Source organism: Lentzea roselyniae, from assembly GCF_039537795.1.
GTDB classification, from domain to species: Bacteria; Actinomycetota; Actinomycetes; order Mycobacteriales; family Pseudonocardiaceae; genus Lentzea; species Lentzea atacamensis.
In genome coordinates this window covers 356,653-371,527 of the sequence record NZ_BAABBE010000002.1, presented here as the reverse complement: position 1 = coordinate 371,527, position 14,875 = coordinate 356,653, and the positions used below count along the sequence as shown (strand labels likewise).

The window sequence follows — 14,875 nt, the reverse complement described above, 5'->3', positions numbered from 1 at the left end:
CCTCCCCGTGTTCGGGAGGAACTGTGCGCCGCCCCGCTGGCAGGACGCGCACAAGCCGCTGTCAGCCCCTGACAGCCGCTGTCATGCGCCGGACGGCCTCCGTGAGGATCTCGGGCGAGGTGGCGATGTTGAGCCGCGCGAAGCCCGCTCCCCCGCTGCCGAAGTCCGTTCCCGAGGTCAACGCGACCCGTCCACGTTCGAGGAACAGCGCCGCCGGGTCCGCGCCGATGCTCCGGCAGTCCAGCCAGGCCAGGTAGGTCGCGGGTGCCGGCCGGTACCCGATCTCCGGCAGATGCTCCGCGAGCAGCCCAGCCAGCAGCGCGCGGTTCTCCTCGAGACCTTCCAGCACCGCGTCCAGCCAGTGGCCACCTTCCTTCAACGCCGCGGTGTGCGCGATGGAGGCGATGTGACTGGGCCCGTGGCTGACCTCCACCGGCAACCTGTCGAGGTCGTCCGCGTCTGCCCCGGCAACGGCGATCGCGGCCTTCAGCCCGGCCAGGTTCCAGCCCTTCGACGCGGACATCAACGACAGCCCTCGCGGATCAACGCTCAAGTACGGCACGAACGTCGCGCTCCTGGACACGATCGGCGCGTGAATCTCGTCGGCGATGACCCGAACCCCGTACTTCCCGGCGAGGTCGGCAACGGCGGCCAGCTCTTCGGCCGTGTGCACGGTCCCGGTCGGGTTGTGCGGACTGCACAGCAAATACACCGGCCGCGCGGCGCGGACGTGCCTGAAGGTTCGCTCCAACACGTCCGCATCGAGCCGGCCGTCGTTCAGCGGCGCTTCGACGATCGGCAGTCCCATGCTCCTCACGAACATGTAGAACGGCGGATACACCGGCGGGCTGACGATGACGAGGTCACCGCCCACCACCTTGATCGTCTCGACGATGCCGAGCATCACGTCCGCCACGACCGCCGTGCGGTCGACCGCGATCCCATCCCACCTCCAGCGGCTACTCGCGAAGCCTGCCAGCGCCTCGGCATATCCGGTTCCGCACGGGTAGCCCGTATCGCCGAGCTGCACGGCATCGATGATCGCCCGCGCGACCGGTTCGGCCGGCTCGGCGTCCATCTCGGCCACCCACACCGGCAGCACGTCTTCCGGGTACTGGCGCCACTTCACGCTCGTACGCCGCCGCAACCGGACGTCGAACGGGTTCACGAGGCCGACCGCACCAACGCCTCAGTGACTTCGCGGGTCGACGCCGTGCCTCCGAGATCGGGAGTTCTGGTGGACGGCTGGGCCAGTGTCGTCTCGATCGCGGCCAGCACGTCCGCGGCGGCATCGGGCCGGCCGAGGTGCTCCAGCATCAGCGCGGCCGACCACACCGCGCCGACCGGGTTGGCCACTCCCGTGCCCGCGATGTCCGGCGCAGACCCGTGCACCGGCTCGAACATCGACGGGAACTCCCGCGTCGGGTCGAGGTTGGCGGATGGCGCGATGCCGATGCTGCCCGCGACGGCCGCCGCCAGGTCGCTCAGGATGTCACCGAACAGGTTCGAGCCGACGACGACGTCGAACCGGCCCGGCTGCAGCACGAACTTCGCGGCCAGCGCGTCGATGTGCTCGGAGTCCCAGCGCACCCCGGGATGGTGCTCGGCGCGTTCGGCGACGATCTCGTCCCAGAACGGCAGGGTGTGCACGATGCCGTTCGACTTGGTCGCCGACGTCAGGTAGCCACGGCGCAGTGCCGCGAGGGCGAAGGCGTAATCGACGATCCTCGTGACGCCGGCCCGCGTGAAGATCGCCTCCTGGATCGCGAGCTCGTCGGGGAAGCCGCGGTTGAGCCGGCCGCCCGCCTCGCTGTACTCGCCCTCGACGTTCTCCCGCACGACCACGAAGTCGAACTCGGCCTCCCGCACCGGCGTCTCGACGCCGGTGAACGTCCGGATCGGCCGGAGGTTGACGTACTGGCGGAAGGTGCGCCGGATCGGGATGAGCAGACCCCACAGCGACACGTGGTCGGGTACCCCGGGCCAACCGACCGCGCCGAGCAGGATGGAGTCGAAGTCCCGCAACACGTCCAGCCCGTCAGCCGGCATCATCGCGCCCTCACGCGTGTACCGCTCGCACCCCCAGTCGAACTCGGTGTACGACAGCTTGAAGCCGTGCGCGGCCGACACCGCGTCGAGCACGTCCCTGGCCGCGCCGATCACCTCCCGGCCGATCCCGTCGCCCGGTATCACCGCTATCCGCATCAGCCACCGATTCCCAGCAGTGCGACCATCACCGGTAGCCCGAGCAGGATCAGGATCGCGCCCAGCACGTCGAACGAGATGCCGGAGCGGATCATTCTCGTGATCGGAACCATCCCTGATCCGTACACGACCGCGTTCTGCGGTGTCGAGACCGGCAGCATGAAACCGAACGACGCGGCGAACGTCGCGGCGAGCGCGGGCACGAACGGGTTGGCGCCCGCGGCCATCGCGATCGGGATGATGATCGGGACGACGACGGCGGCGGAGGCGGTGTTGCTCGTCGTCTCCGACACGACGATCGCGAGGACGACCGCGAAGATCGTGATCGGGACGACGCTGCTCAGGCCGAGCAGGTCGGACGCCGACTCGCCCAGCGTCTTGGCGAGACCGGTGCTCGCCAGCAGCGAGCCGAAGATGATGCCGGTGCCGAACAGCAGGATCGTGCCCCAGTCGATCTCGGCCGCGTCACGCCAGCGCAGCGTGAACTCACGCTTCGGCCAGTCGACCGGCAGCAGGTACAGCAGCGACGCGCCGATCACCGCGATGACACCCTCGTCGAGCCGGTCGCTGACCGTCTCGTAGACCTTCGAGTCGTTGCCCGCGATCAGCGCGACGATGCCGGGCACGATCCACAGCGTCACGGTGACCCCGAACGCGATCAACGTGTTCTTCTCCGCGCGGGACAACGGCCCCATCGCGTCACGCTCCCGCTGGACGTAGTCGCGCACGCCGTCGATGCGCTTGATCTCCGGCCGGTTGAGCAGCAACAGGACCACCCCCAACGCGACGAACATCAGCGCACAGATCGGCAACGCCGTCGCGGTCCACTGGGCGAACGAGATCCGCTCCCCGGTGGCTTCCTCGATCAGGCCCCTGCCGATGAGGTTCGGCGGTGTCCCCACCGGTGTCAGCAGTCCGCCGACGCTGGCGCCGTACGCGAGCATGAGCATGATCGCGGCACCGACCCGCAGCCGCAGCGGGTCGAAGTCCTCGGCCACCAGCCCGCGTTCCTGCAGCAGCTTCGCGATCACGGCGAGGATGCCGATCGCGGTCGGCAGCAGCATCGCGACCGTCGCCGTGTTGGACACGAACGCGGACAGCACACAGGTGATGCCGCCGAACGCGATGATCACGCCAGTCGTCGAGCCACCCACCCGCGGCAACGCGAGGATCCGAAACGCGAACCGGCGCGCCAGCCCGTGCTTGAGCATCGCCTGGGCCAGGATGAACGCCCCGATGAACGTGAAGATCGTCGACGAACCGAACGGGCGCAGCGCCGCGTCCGGCGGCACCACACCCAGCACGACGATCAGCCCGACACCGATCAGCCCGCCGACCGGGATCGGCACCGCCTCGGTGATCCACAGGACGATCACGCCGAGCAGGATCCCCGCGAGGGTCTGCTGATGACCTGCCAGGTCGATCGGCAGCGCCAGGAACACGATCGTCACGAGCGGTGCGAGCCACAGTCCCACCGTGCGGCGGCCGCGCTCGAACCTCTCCTCGGTTTTGGACAGCTTCTGCTCGCCCAGACTCCGATATGTGGCGTGGCCGAGCAGTGCGGCGTCCACATCGGTCCGGTTCGTCGGTCGGTCGTTCGGCATGGTGCGCCTCCCATCGATCCAGGACCAGGGTGGCACCGGGGAGCACGACCGGCTACCCCTGAGGGCCTCACCAGCCGGTGAGGCCCTCCCCGGACCGCTGTCAGGCGAACGGCAACTTGTCGATGCCGCACGTCTTCTGCGCAGGCAGCACCCCGGTGAAGAGGTACTCCCGCTTCACCTTCTCCGCGCAAGCACTCCGCACGTACATCGACGTGTGCCCGTACCCCTCAACGGTGAGGAACCCGGTGCGAGCCATCTCCGCCGCACCGTCGCGAGCACCGTGCAGCGGCGTGGACGGGTCGAACCTGCTGTTGATGAACAGGATCGGCGCCGACGTCCAGCGGTTCCACGGACCGGTGTAGCGGTCCTCGTCACGACCCTGCCAGAACGCGCAGGCCATCATGTCGTACACCACGGCACGGCCCCAGTACGGCACGCGCTCGTCCTCGCTCTTGCCGTACTTCGTGTACGTGGCGGTGTCGCGCGGGAAATCGCTGTCCGAGCACTGAACCGCGTTGAACCCCTCGAACCGGTTGGTGACGTAGTCGGCGGACGCCGCGCGCAGCGACGCCGGCGCCTGCCACACCCCCTGCAGGATCCGGGCGGTGTCCTGCCAGTTCTCCGGCTGCGCCAGCGCGTCCCAGACGGTGCTGATCAGCGTGACGCGGTCGAAGCGGCCGTCCGGCGTGGTGACGGGAGAAGCCGTCACCTTGGCCACCAGGTCCGCCCACTTCTTGCGCAGGTCGCCGCCCGCGAACGCGCACTTCGCGCCCGGCGCCGCGCACAGCTTCAGAAACTGGTCGAACGTCTCGGCGACACCGCGCGGCACGTCCTGGCGCGTGTCGAGCGGCACGGTCGTGCCCTGGTTGCCGTGCCCGGTGGCGTTGCCGATGAAGTCGAGCGCGCCGTCGAACGCGAGCGCGCGGACCTTGTCCGGGAACATGTTCGCGTAGATCGCGCCGAGGTGCGTGCCGTACGAGATGCCGTGGTACGTCAGCTTCCTGTCGCCGACGGCCTTGCGCAGCTGGTCGAGGTCACGCGCCGTGTTGGCGGACGAGACGTGGTCCAGCAGGTCGCCGGACTTCGTCTCGCAGCGCCGCACGAACTCCCGGTATCCCTCGTAGAACGCCGGCTCCTCCGCGGCGGTGTCGGGGTAGACCGGGATCGAGTTGAGGAACGCCTGCTGCTCCTCGACGCTGTCGAAGCACCGGACAGTGGCGCTGCGACCGATGCCGCGCGGATCCCACGACACCACGTCGAACCGCGCCCGCAGGTCGGACGAGAACAGCCACTCCCACTTGCCACGTGCGCGCAACCGGTCGACACCGGACGCGCCGGGCCCGCCGAAGTTCACGAACAGCGAGCCGATCCGCTTCGACGGGTCGGTCGCGGGCAACCTGATGACCGCCAGGTCGATCTTCGTGCCGCTCGGCCGGTCGTAGTCGAGCGGCACTTTCGCGGTCGCGCACTGGAACCCGTCCTGACAGTCCTGCCAGGACAGCGCAGGCGTCTGCGCGTCGGGTTCGGCGACGGCGACGGAGGCGGGCGCCAGACCGATGAGCAGCGCCGCCGTGATCAGTATCGATTTCAAATTGAAGCTCCCCAGTTCCAACCTCTCGGTCAGGAGACGCTGGTGCCACCCGCCGGGTTGCATCCGGGGAACGAGCGAAAGTCAGCTCAGCGCGTGCGTGGCGGTCGCACCTCCGTCCACCACGAACTCCGCGCCCGTGCAGTACGCGCTTTCGCCGCTGGCCAGGAACAGAACGACGTTCGCGACGTCCTCCGGCTGGCCGACTCGGCGCAGCGCCACCTTCTTGCCGATCGGTGAGATGTCGACCGGGCGGCCCAGCGCCTCGCCCACCATCGGGGTGTTGATCGCGCCGGGATGCACGGAGTTGACGCGGATGCCGTGCTGGCCGAGCTCCATCGCGGCCACTTTGGTCATGCCGCGGATCGCGAACTTCGAAGCCGTGTAAGCAACCAGGTACGGCATGCCGCCCAGGCCCTCGACCGACGACACGTTGACGATCGATCCGCCGCCCGCCCGCGTCATCGACTCCACGACGGCGCGCATCCCGAGGAACGTGCCGACCTGGTTGATGCCGATCACCCGCTGGTAGTCGGCGAGTGTCGTGTCCGTCAGCGCCGAGAAGTGCAGGACGCCCGCGTTGTTCACCAGCACCGAGATGTCGCCGAACGTGCTGATCGTGAACGCGACCGCCTCGGCCCACTCGTCCTCGTTGGACACGTCGAGGTGGCAGTACTCCGCGCCCAGCTCGGCGGCGAGCTCCTTGCCCTGGTCGTCGAGGACGTCGGTGAGCATCACCCGCGCGCCCTCCTCGGCGAACCGGCGGGCCGCGGCCGCGCCCTGACCGCGGGCCGCACCGGTGATCAGGGCGATCTTGCCGTCCAGCCGCATCTACATCAGCTCGTCGGTCAGCGGCATCATGACGGTCTTGAGCTCGGTGTAGGCCTCGTAGGCGCTCTGGCCGCCCTCGCGGCCGAGACCGGACTGCTTGAAGCCGCCGAACGGCACGTGCGGTTCGAGCTGGAAGCCGTTGATGCCGACCATGCCGACGCGCAGCCTCTTCGACACGCGGAACGCGCGGCGGACGTCGTTGGTGTAAACACCGGCTCCCAGGCCGTACTCGGTGTCGTTCGCGATGCGGATGGCTTCTTCTTCGTCGTCGAACGGCACCACGGTGAGCACCGGTCCGAAGATCTCCTCGCGGGCGATCGTCATGTCGTTGCTGGCATCGGCGAAGATCGTCGGCGCCACGAAGTTGCCCGACGCGAGATCGCCTTCGAGCCGGGTGCCGCCGGTGACCAGGCGAGCGCCGTCCTGCTGGCCGCGTTCGATGTAGCCGAGCACGCGGTCGAGCTGTTTCTGGTTGATCAACGGACTGGCCAGCACCGCCGGGTCGAACGGGTCGCCGAACGTGACCGCGCTCGCGAGCATCGAGGCGGTGGCGACGAACTCCTCCTGCACGTCCCGCTGCACCAACGCCCGCGTGTGCGCGACGCACGCCTGACCCGACAGGCCCATGGTGACCATGCCCATGCAGGTCATCGCGGCGAGGCCGACGTTCGGGGCGTCCGCGAACACGAGTGCGGGCGACTTCCCGCCCAGCTCCAGGGAAACGCGCTTCATCGTGCCCGCGGAGGCTTCGACGATCCGGCGGCCGACCGCGCGGCTGCCGGTGAAGCTGATCTTGTCGACCGCGGGGTGGGTGATCAGGGCTTCGCCGGTCGGATCGCCGGGACCGGTGACCAGGTTGATCACGCCCTCCGGCAGACCCGCCTCGATCAGCAGCTCGACCATGCGGATCACGCAGAACGACGCGTACTCCGAGGGCTTCACGACGACCGTGCACCCGGCGGCGAGCGCGGGCGCGAGTTTCTGGGCGAACAGCACGAACGGCGCGTTCCACGGCAGGATCGCCGCGACGACACCGACCGGCTCGCGGAACGTCATCGCCAGGTGGTCGCCACCCTGGTACGGCGGCAGGGTCTGGCCGCCGACCTTGTCGATCCAGCCCGCGTGGTGGTCGAAGATGTCCGCCGCGATGCCGACGGACGTGGCGTAGATCTGGCCGAACGACAGCGGCACGCCGTTGTCCAGCGCCTGCAGGCCGCGCAGCTCGTCGGAGTGCTCCCGCAGCAGGTCGCTGTACCTGCGCAGCACCCGGATGCGTTCACCGACCTTCGACCTCGACCACGTGCCCTCGTCGAACGCCTTGCGCGCGGCGAGCACGGCGGCGTCGACGTCCTCGGGCGACGCGACGGCGAAGTGGCCGATCTCCTCGCCCGTGGCCGGGTGGTGGTGGGTCCAGGTCTCGGCCGTCTCACGGAACTCGCCCCCGATGAGGAGCCGGCCGTCCTTCAGGCCGAGCGTCTCGCGGTGCGGTTGCACGGTGAGCGTCACAGCTCCTCCTACAGCACAGTGTCGTTCAAAGACTCATGGTTTCGGTGCACGAGAACGTCTTCTTCGGATCGCGACCGGCGAAGTGGTCGTCCAGATCTTCGAACCCCGTGAACTTCTGCTCCACGGTGGGCGGCGCCATCAGCGCGACCATGCCGCCGTGCACCACGAAGACCTGGCCGTTGATCTTCTCGCCGGATGGACCCGCGAGGTGCGCCACGAACTTCGCGACGTGCTCGGGCGCCAGCGGGTCGTCGCCTTCCGGTGCGTCGCCGAACACGTGCGCGGTCATGCCCGTGCGAGCACGCGGGCAGATCGCGTTGGCGCGGACGCCGTAGCGGGACGTGCCTCGGGCGGTCGCGACCGTCAGCGCGGCGATCCCGGCCTTGGCCGCCGCGTAGTTCGCCTGGCCTTCGGAGCCGAGCAGGAACGCCTCCGACGAGGTGTTGACGATCCGCCCGTAGACCTGTTCGCCGGACGACTTGGACTGCTGCCGCCACAACGAGACGGCGTTGCGCGACAACAGGAAATGACCTCGCAGGTGGACTCTCATCACGAGGTCCCAGTCCTCGTCGGACATGTTGAACAGCATCCGGTCGCGCAGCACCCCGGCGTTGTTCACGACGACGTGCAGGCCGCCGAACTCCTCCAGCGCCGCGGTGACGAGGGTGTCCGCGGTGGTCCGCTCCCCCACGTCACCCTCGACCACGACGCACTTGGCGCCCAGCTCCTCGATCTCGGCCGCGACGGCGTCGGCCGAGCCGGGCAGGTCGTTCAGGACGAGCGAAGCACCGGCACGAGCCAGCTCCAGTGCTTCCGCCCGGCCGAGCCCGGCTCCCGCGCCGGTGACGACGGCGACCTTCCCCGCAAGGTCCACTTGAGACTCCCGATGGCTGTGTGTTCAGTCGAAGAGGATGACCTGACGGATCAGGGATCCTCCGCCGCGCAGCGCCTGCAGGCCCTCGTTCACGTCCTCGAGGCGGATCCGCTTGCTGATCATGCCTTCCAGGTCGAGACGCCCCTGCCGCCACAGCGCGATCATGCGCGGCACGTCCCGGCGGAAGTTCGCCGTTCCGTAGAACGACCCGTGCAAGGTCTTGTCGTGCAGGAACAGTTCCTGCGCGCTGAACGACACCATCGCGTCCGCACGTCCGGCGCCGACGACGACCGTGTGGCCGCCGCGCCGGGTCAGGTCCCACGCCTGCCGGATCGTGGCGGACAGGCCGACCACGTCGAAGACGTAGTCGAAGCCCATGCCGCCGTTGAGCTGGTTGTTGAGATCGGCGACGCCCTCGGGTGTCGTCGCGTGCGTCGCGCCGAACCGTTGTGCCACCTCGTGCTTCTCGACCACGGGGTCCACGCCGACGATCTTCGCCGCCGCGGCGAGCCGCGCGCCCTGGATCACCGCGATGCCGACGCCACCGCAGCCGATCACCGCGACGCTGGAACCCGGTTCGACCTTCGCGGTGTTGAGCACGGCGCCGACACCGGTGAGAATGCCGCAGGACAGCAGTGCCGCGATCTCCCACGGCACGTCGTCGTCGACCTTCATCGCCGCGTCGGCGGGCACGACCATCTCTTCGGCGAACGCGCCGAGACCCGCGTAACCGAACGCGGGATTGCCACCGACGACGAAACGCGGCGAGGTGAACGCGGACAACGTGTGCACGAGACACAGGTGGGCCTGACCGGTCACGCACTGCGCGCACTTCCCGCACGGCGGCACGAACGTGATCGCCACGTGGTCGCCCACCGCGAGCGATGTCACGGCACTGCCGATCTCGACGACCTCACCGGCACCTTCGTGCCCGATCACACCGGGCGCCAGCGCGGGCAGCGTTCCGTCCATCGCGGACAGATCGCTGTGGCATACCCCGCACGCCTTGATCTTGATGCGCACTTCCTGCGGCCCCGGCGCGGTGGTCGTCACGTCGTCCCGGAGCTCGAGCTTGTCGTCACCGACCTGGTTGAGCACGGCTGCCTTCACCGGTATCACTCCTCGCTGAGCTCACGGCCAGTGCCGCGGCACTCGATACCCGTCGCACAGTAGAATCTGTTCCTGTTCGTGACAAGGTCCATCAGCGTGAGAGCCGCAGCGCGCCCATGGGGCACGACGTGACGGCACGCTCGGCCCGCTCCACCTCGTCATCAGCGAGCTCACCCTCCCGGATCTGCAGAACCTCTTCGTCGTCAAGGTCAAACACCTCGGGCAGGATTGACATGCAGACCCCGTGCGCCTCACAGACCGAAGGGTCGACGTCCACCTTCATGGCAGCCTCCTGACAGCAGGTAGAACTTGTTCTAGAGTAGCGGCCATGCGCATCGGTTTCACGCCCGAACAGGAGCAGTTGCGCCAGGAGCTGCGGGCGTACTTCGCCGCGCTCATGACGCCGGAACGCCGGGCAGGGCTCGCCGGCGGCAGCGACTACGGTGATGCCGAGGTGTACAAGGACACCGTCCGCCAGATGGGCAAGGACGGCTGGCTCACCATCGGCTGGCCGGAGGAGTACGGCGGCCGCGACCGGCCGATGATCGAGCAGCTGATCTTCCTCGACGAGGCGTCCGCCGCCGGTGCGCCGGTCCCGTTCCTGACGCTGAACTCGATCGGGCCGACCATCATGGCGTACGGCACGGCCGAGCAGAAAGCGTTCTACCTGCCCAGGATCGCTTCCGGTGAGATCCACTTCGCCATCGGCTACTCCGAACCCGAGGCGGGCACCGACCTGGCGGGACTGCGCACTCGGGCGGTCCGCGACGGCGACGACTACGTCATCAACGGCCAGAAGATGTGGACCAGCCTCATCCAGTACGCGGACTACGTGTGGCTGGCGTGCCGCACCGACCAGGAATCGCAGCGGCACAGGGGTTTGAGCATCATCATCGTGCCGACCACGGACCCCGGTTTCTCCTGGACACCGGTGCCGACCATGTCCGGGCCGACCACCAGCGCCACCTTCTACGACAACGTGCGCGTGCCGGCGACGAACCTGATCGGTGAGGAGCACAAGGGCTGGAAGCTCATCACCAACCAGCTCAACCACGAACGCGTCGCACTGTGTTCGGCCGCACCGCTGCAGACCGCGCTGCGCGAAGTTCGTCAATGGGCGCAGGAAACCGGCGCCGACCGGAACGAGTGGGTGCGGCTGCACCTCGCTCGTGTGCACGCCAAGACCGAGTTCCTCAAGCTGATCAACTGGCGGATCGCCTCCGGTGGTGACGAGGCGCCTTCGCCCGCGGAAGCCTCGGCCACCAAGGTGTTCGGCACCGAGTTCGCCACCGAGGGCTACCGGCTGCTGATGGAGGTGCTGGGCGCCAACGGAATCGTGCGCGCCGGTTCGCCGGGCGCGTTGTTGCAGGGCCGGGTGGAACGCATGCACCGCTCGTCGCTGATCCTGACGTTCGGCGGCGGCACCAACGAGATCCAGCGGGACATCATCGCGCGCGCCGGCCTCGGCCTGCCCGCGGTGCCTCGATGACCGGGAGACGACATGGACTTCACCCTGACCGAGGCACAACGCGAGCTCGCCGCGCTGACCCGCAAGATCCTCGACTCCTCGGCCGACCCGTGGCCTGATCTGGTCAAGTCGGGTGTCGTGCCCGAGTCCCCCGACGAGTTCGGTGTCCTGGAACAGTGCTCGGTGCTGGTCGAGCTCGGCCGCGCGGTCGCCGCTGTGCCGTACCTGCCCACGATGGTCGCGGCGTCGGCCCTCGCGGAATTCGGGGCGGCGGAACAGCGTTCGCGGTGGCTGACCCCGGGAACCGTCCTGTCCGTGGCGCTTGCGGAAGCCGATGGCGCGAAGACGACAGTACCGTTCGCGACCAGTGCTGCCGCGTTCCTGGTGTCGCACGACGAGCAGGTGTTCCTCGTCGAGGCCGACCGGCTCGACATCACCCCGCAGGAACTGGTCGACGGCTCGGAGGCGGGCTGGTTCGAGTTCTCCGGTGGCGAACCGGTTCCCGGACTCACCCCGGAGTGGCTCGTCACGCGGTACACGTTGGGGCTCTGCGCCTTCCAGCTCGGCGTGACCGAACGAGCGCTGGAGCTGACGGCCGAGTACGCGCGCACCCGCGTGCAGTTCGACCGGCCGATCGGCAGCTTCCAGGCCGTGGCGCAACGCCTCGCTGATGCGTACATCGACGTGGCGGCGATCCGGTTGACGCTGTGGCAGGCGGCCTGGCGGCTGTCCGAGGGCCTGCACGCGGACGCCGAGGTGGCGACGGCGAAGTTCTGGGCTGCCGACGCCGGGCACCGCGTGGCGCACACCGCCGTGCACGTCCACGGCGGCACGGGCATCGACATGAGCCACGACGTGCACAAGTACTTCACCGCGGCGAAGCGGGCCGAGTTCGAGCTGGGCGGGGCGACCGCCCAGCTCCTGAAGCTCAGCGCAGCTTGGTGAGCCGTTCCACCGTCTCGTCGAACTCCCGCAGCAACTCCGCGAGCACCTCCGCGACCGGGCGCACCTCGTTCATCCGCCCGACGACCTGCCCGACCGGCATCGACACCACGGACGGGTCGTCGGTGCGGGCGATCCGCAGGTGTGCCTCGCTGACGAGCAGGTTCTGCAACGGCATGGGCAGCGGCTGCGGGGCTTCCTCCGCCGCCCACGCCTCCGTCCACCGCGTCTTCAGCAACCGCGCCGGCTTGCCCGTGTAGATGCGGGTGCGGACGGTGTCGCTGGAACCGGCGGCGAGCAACGCCTGCTGCGTGCTGGAGTTCCCGAGCGTGTACTCGGTGGTGGTCAGCCAGTACGAGCCCATCCACACCCCGGAGGCGCCGAGCGCCATGGCCGCGGCAGCCTGTCGGCCGGAGCCGATGCCACCGGCCGCGAGCACCGGCACTTCCACCGCGTCGACGATCTCCGGCACGAGCACCATCGTGGCGACTTCACCGGTGTGGCCGCCCGCCTCGTAGCCCTGGGCCACCACGATGTCGACGCCGTTCTCCACATGCCGTCGCGCGTGCTCGGCCTTGCCCGCGAGGGCGGCCACCGGAACGCCGGCAGCGTGCACTCGTTCGATGACATCGGAGGGCGGCGAGCCCAGCGCGTTCGCGATCAGCCGGATCGGGTGCTCCAGCGCCACGTCGACGTGCGACCGCGCGACCGAGTGCAGCCAGCCGAGCACGCCCTGGCTGTCCTCGCCCTCCGGCAGCGGTGGCACGCCGAGCTTCAGCAGCGTCTGCTGCACGAAGTCCTTGTGGCCCTGAGGGATGAGCTTGCTCAGGTCCACCTGCGTGCCTTCCGCGGGCACCTTGGCGGGCATGACGATGTCGACGCCGTACGGCTTGCCGTCGGTGTTCTCGTCCATCCACGTCAACGCGCGGTCGAGGTCCTCCGCGTCGTTGAACCGCACGCACCCCAGCACGCCGAGGCCGCCCGCCCTGCTGATCGCCGCCGCCACGTGCTCGGACGGTGTGAAGCCGAAGACGGGATGTTCGATGCCGAGCTGGTCACACAGGCTGGTGCGCATGGTCCTCCACGTGGCGGCGAGCCCACTGGTAGTCGGGTTTACTGTCACGCGGGCTGGTGCGCGTGCTCTTCGACGTGACGGCGAGCCCACTGGTAGTCCGGCTTGCCGGTGGGTGTCCTGCCGATCTCGTCGACCAGCCAGAGCGACCGCGGCACCTTGTAGCCCGCGAGCGTCTCGCGGACGTGAGCGTCCAGTTCGGACAGTGTGGGAGTCTTGCCCTCGCGCGGGTGCACCAGAGCGCCGACGCGCTGGCCGAGCCGGTCGTCGGGAACGCCGATCACGAGGGCGTCGTACACGTCCGGGTGCGACTTCAGCGCCGCCTCGACCTCCTCCGGGAACACCTTCTCGCCACCGGTGTTGACGCAGGTGTTGCCGCGGCCGAGCAGCGTGATGTCGCCGTCCTCCTCGAACCTGGCGTAGTCGCCGGGCACCGTGAACCGCCTGCCGTCGACCTCGACGAACATCCGCGCGGTCTTCTCGGGGTCCTTGTAGTAGCCGAGCGGGATGTGCCCGCCGCGCGCCAGCTTGCCGATGACACCCGGCACCGGTTCCAGCCTGTTGCCGTCCTCGTCGATGACGATGGTGTCGTCGTTGAGCTTCACCTTGGTGCCGTCGGTCTTCACCATCTCCTTGGACACCGCGCCGATGCCGGTGGAGCCGGTCTCGCTCGACCCGATCGACTCCAGCAGCGTCGTGTGCGGCAGGAGCTCGTGGTACATCTTCTTCACGGCGTAGGAGAACAACGCGGCGCTGCTGTTGATGATGTACAGCGACGAGGCGTCGTAGTCGCCGCGCTGGAACTCCTCGATCAGCGGGCGTCCCATCGCATCGCCGGTGATCACGGCGACCTGGACCTTCTCCTTGCCGATCACCCGCCAGATCTCGGCGGGGTCGAACTTCGGCACGAGCACGACGGTGCTGCAGCTGAACAACGCGCCGAGCACGGCCCACTGCGCGGCGCCGTGGATCAGCGGCGGCAGGCAGAGCCGGACGAGACCGTAGTCCTTGCCCGCCTTGGCCTGCTGCCACTCGTCGGTGAGACGTTCGCCGGTCACAAAGTCGATGCCGCCGCCGAGCGTGCGCCACACGTCCTCGTGCCGCCACATCACGCCCTTGGGCATGCCGGTCGTGCCGCCGGTGAAGAGGATGTAGAGGTCGTCGCCGCTGCGTGGCGCGAAGTCCCGCTCGCCCGACTCCTCGGCGAGCGCCGTCTCGTAGTCGGCGCCGGCGAACTCCTCTTCGGACTCGTCGTCGATCACGACGGTGTGGCCGGGAGCCCCGACCTCCGCGACCAGCGGCGAATACCGCCGTTCGTGTACGAGTGCGACCAGATCCGCCTCACCGAACAAGTACTGCAACTCGTTCTTGGTGTAGCGGTAGTTCACGTTGATGGCCACCGCGCGCAGCTTGTAGACCGCGAGCATGGCTTCGACGAGCTCGATGGAGTTGCGTGCGTAGAGCCCGACGTGCGATCCCTGTGTCACGCCGTTCTTTGCCAGGTGGTGAGCCAGTTTGTTGGCTCGCGACTCGAGCTCGGCATAGGTGACCCTCCGGTCGCCGCACACGAGGGCGATCCGGTCGGGCACGGTGTCAGCGGCGTGTTCAACGAGGTCTGCGACGTTGAGGGCCATGGTAGGCAAAGTAGAACGTGTTACTGTTCTGGACAATCCCC

The 14,875-nt window shown here is 68.7% G+C and carries 12 protein-coding genes and 1 pseudogene; 2 read left to right on the top strand and 11 right to left on the bottom strand.

From position 1 onward, the window contains the following. Positions 1–61: 61 nt before the first annotated feature. The 9 genes and pseudogenes from ABFX45_RS04665 to ABFX45_RS04625 form a co-directional block, all read right to left on the bottom strand. A complete protein-coding gene (locus tag ABFX45_RS04665) occupies positions 62–1,168 on the bottom strand; it encodes a MalY/PatB family protein (protein WP_346127844.1) in 1,107 nt (368 codons plus the stop codon). Continuing rightward, positions 1,165–2,205 (bottom strand): tartrate dehydrogenase, encoded by a 1,041-nt coding sequence (locus ABFX45_RS04660; protein ID WP_346127842.1) that lies wholly within the window; start codon positions 2,203–2,205, stop codon positions 1,165–1,167. The genes ABFX45_RS04665 and ABFX45_RS04660 overlap by 4 nt, the downstream gene beginning before the upstream one ends. Then, positions 2,205–3,809, bottom strand: a complete 1,605-nt coding sequence (locus ABFX45_RS04655; RefSeq protein ID WP_109636740.1) for an SLC13 family permease — start codon at positions 3,807–3,809, stop codon at positions 2,205–2,207. Before ABFX45_RS04655 ends, ABFX45_RS04660 begins: the two co-directional genes overlap by 1 nt. A 100-nt stretch (positions 3,810–3,909) precedes the next feature. Beyond that, the gene (locus ABFX45_RS04650; RefSeq protein WP_346127839.1) at positions 3,910–5,400 is read right to left on the bottom strand and encodes an alpha/beta hydrolase; all 1,491 of its coding nucleotides are present in this window, start codon (positions 5,398–5,400) and stop codon (positions 3,910–3,912) included. A gap of 81 nt (positions 5,401–5,481) precedes the next feature. Then, positions 5,482–6,228 carry a glucose 1-dehydrogenase gene (locus ABFX45_RS04645; protein ID WP_346127837.1) on the bottom strand — a complete coding sequence of 249 codons (747 nt, stop codon included), beginning with the start codon at positions 6,226–6,228 and terminating at the stop codon, positions 5,482–5,484. Next, positions 6,229–7,734, bottom strand: a complete 1,506-nt coding sequence (locus ABFX45_RS04640; protein WP_109636737.1) for an aldehyde dehydrogenase family protein — start codon at positions 7,732–7,734, stop codon at positions 6,229–6,231. It abuts the gene before it with no gap. Between the two features lie 25 nt (positions 7,735–7,759). After that, positions 7,760–8,611 (bottom strand): annotated as a pseudogene (locus ABFX45_RS04635) (3-oxoacyl-ACP reductase); the annotation flags it as partial. A gap of 21 nt (positions 8,612–8,632) precedes the next feature. Further along, on the bottom strand, positions 8,633–9,718 hold the full coding sequence (locus ABFX45_RS04630) for a Zn-dependent alcohol dehydrogenase (RefSeq protein ID WP_346127834.1): 1,086 nt from the start codon (positions 9,716–9,718) through the stop codon (positions 8,633–8,635). 91 nt (positions 9,719–9,809) lie between these two features. Then, entirely contained in the window at positions 9,810–10,001 is a 192-nt protein-coding gene (locus ABFX45_RS04625) for a ferredoxin (protein WP_109636734.1), read from the bottom strand. Positions 10,002–10,046: 45 nt separating this feature from the next. Here ABFX45_RS04625 and ABFX45_RS04620 point away from each other — a divergent pair, with 45 nt between their 5' ends. Further along, positions 10,047–11,207 carry an acyl-CoA dehydrogenase family protein gene (locus ABFX45_RS04620; RefSeq protein WP_346127831.1) on the top strand — a complete coding sequence of 387 codons (1,161 nt, stop codon included), beginning with the start codon at positions 10,047–10,049 and terminating at the stop codon, positions 11,205–11,207. 12 nt (positions 11,208–11,219) lie between these two features. After that, positions 11,220–12,131: an acyl-CoA dehydrogenase family protein gene (locus tag ABFX45_RS04615; protein WP_346127829.1), complete on the top strand. Its 912-nt coding sequence runs from the start codon at positions 11,220–11,222 to the stop codon at positions 12,129–12,131. On the opposite strand, the gene ABFX45_RS04610 is transcribed toward ABFX45_RS04615, so the two are convergent. Then, entirely contained in the window at positions 12,115–13,203 is a 1,089-nt protein-coding gene (locus ABFX45_RS04610) for an NAD(P)H-dependent flavin oxidoreductase (protein WP_346127827.1), read from the bottom strand. The genes ABFX45_RS04615 and ABFX45_RS04610 overlap by 17 nt on opposite strands. A gap of 44 nt (positions 13,204–13,247) precedes the next feature. Then, entirely contained in the window at positions 13,248–14,834 is a 1,587-nt protein-coding gene (locus tag ABFX45_RS04605; RefSeq protein WP_346127825.1) for an acyl-CoA synthetase, read from the bottom strand. Positions 14,835–14,875 lie beyond the last annotated feature (41 nt).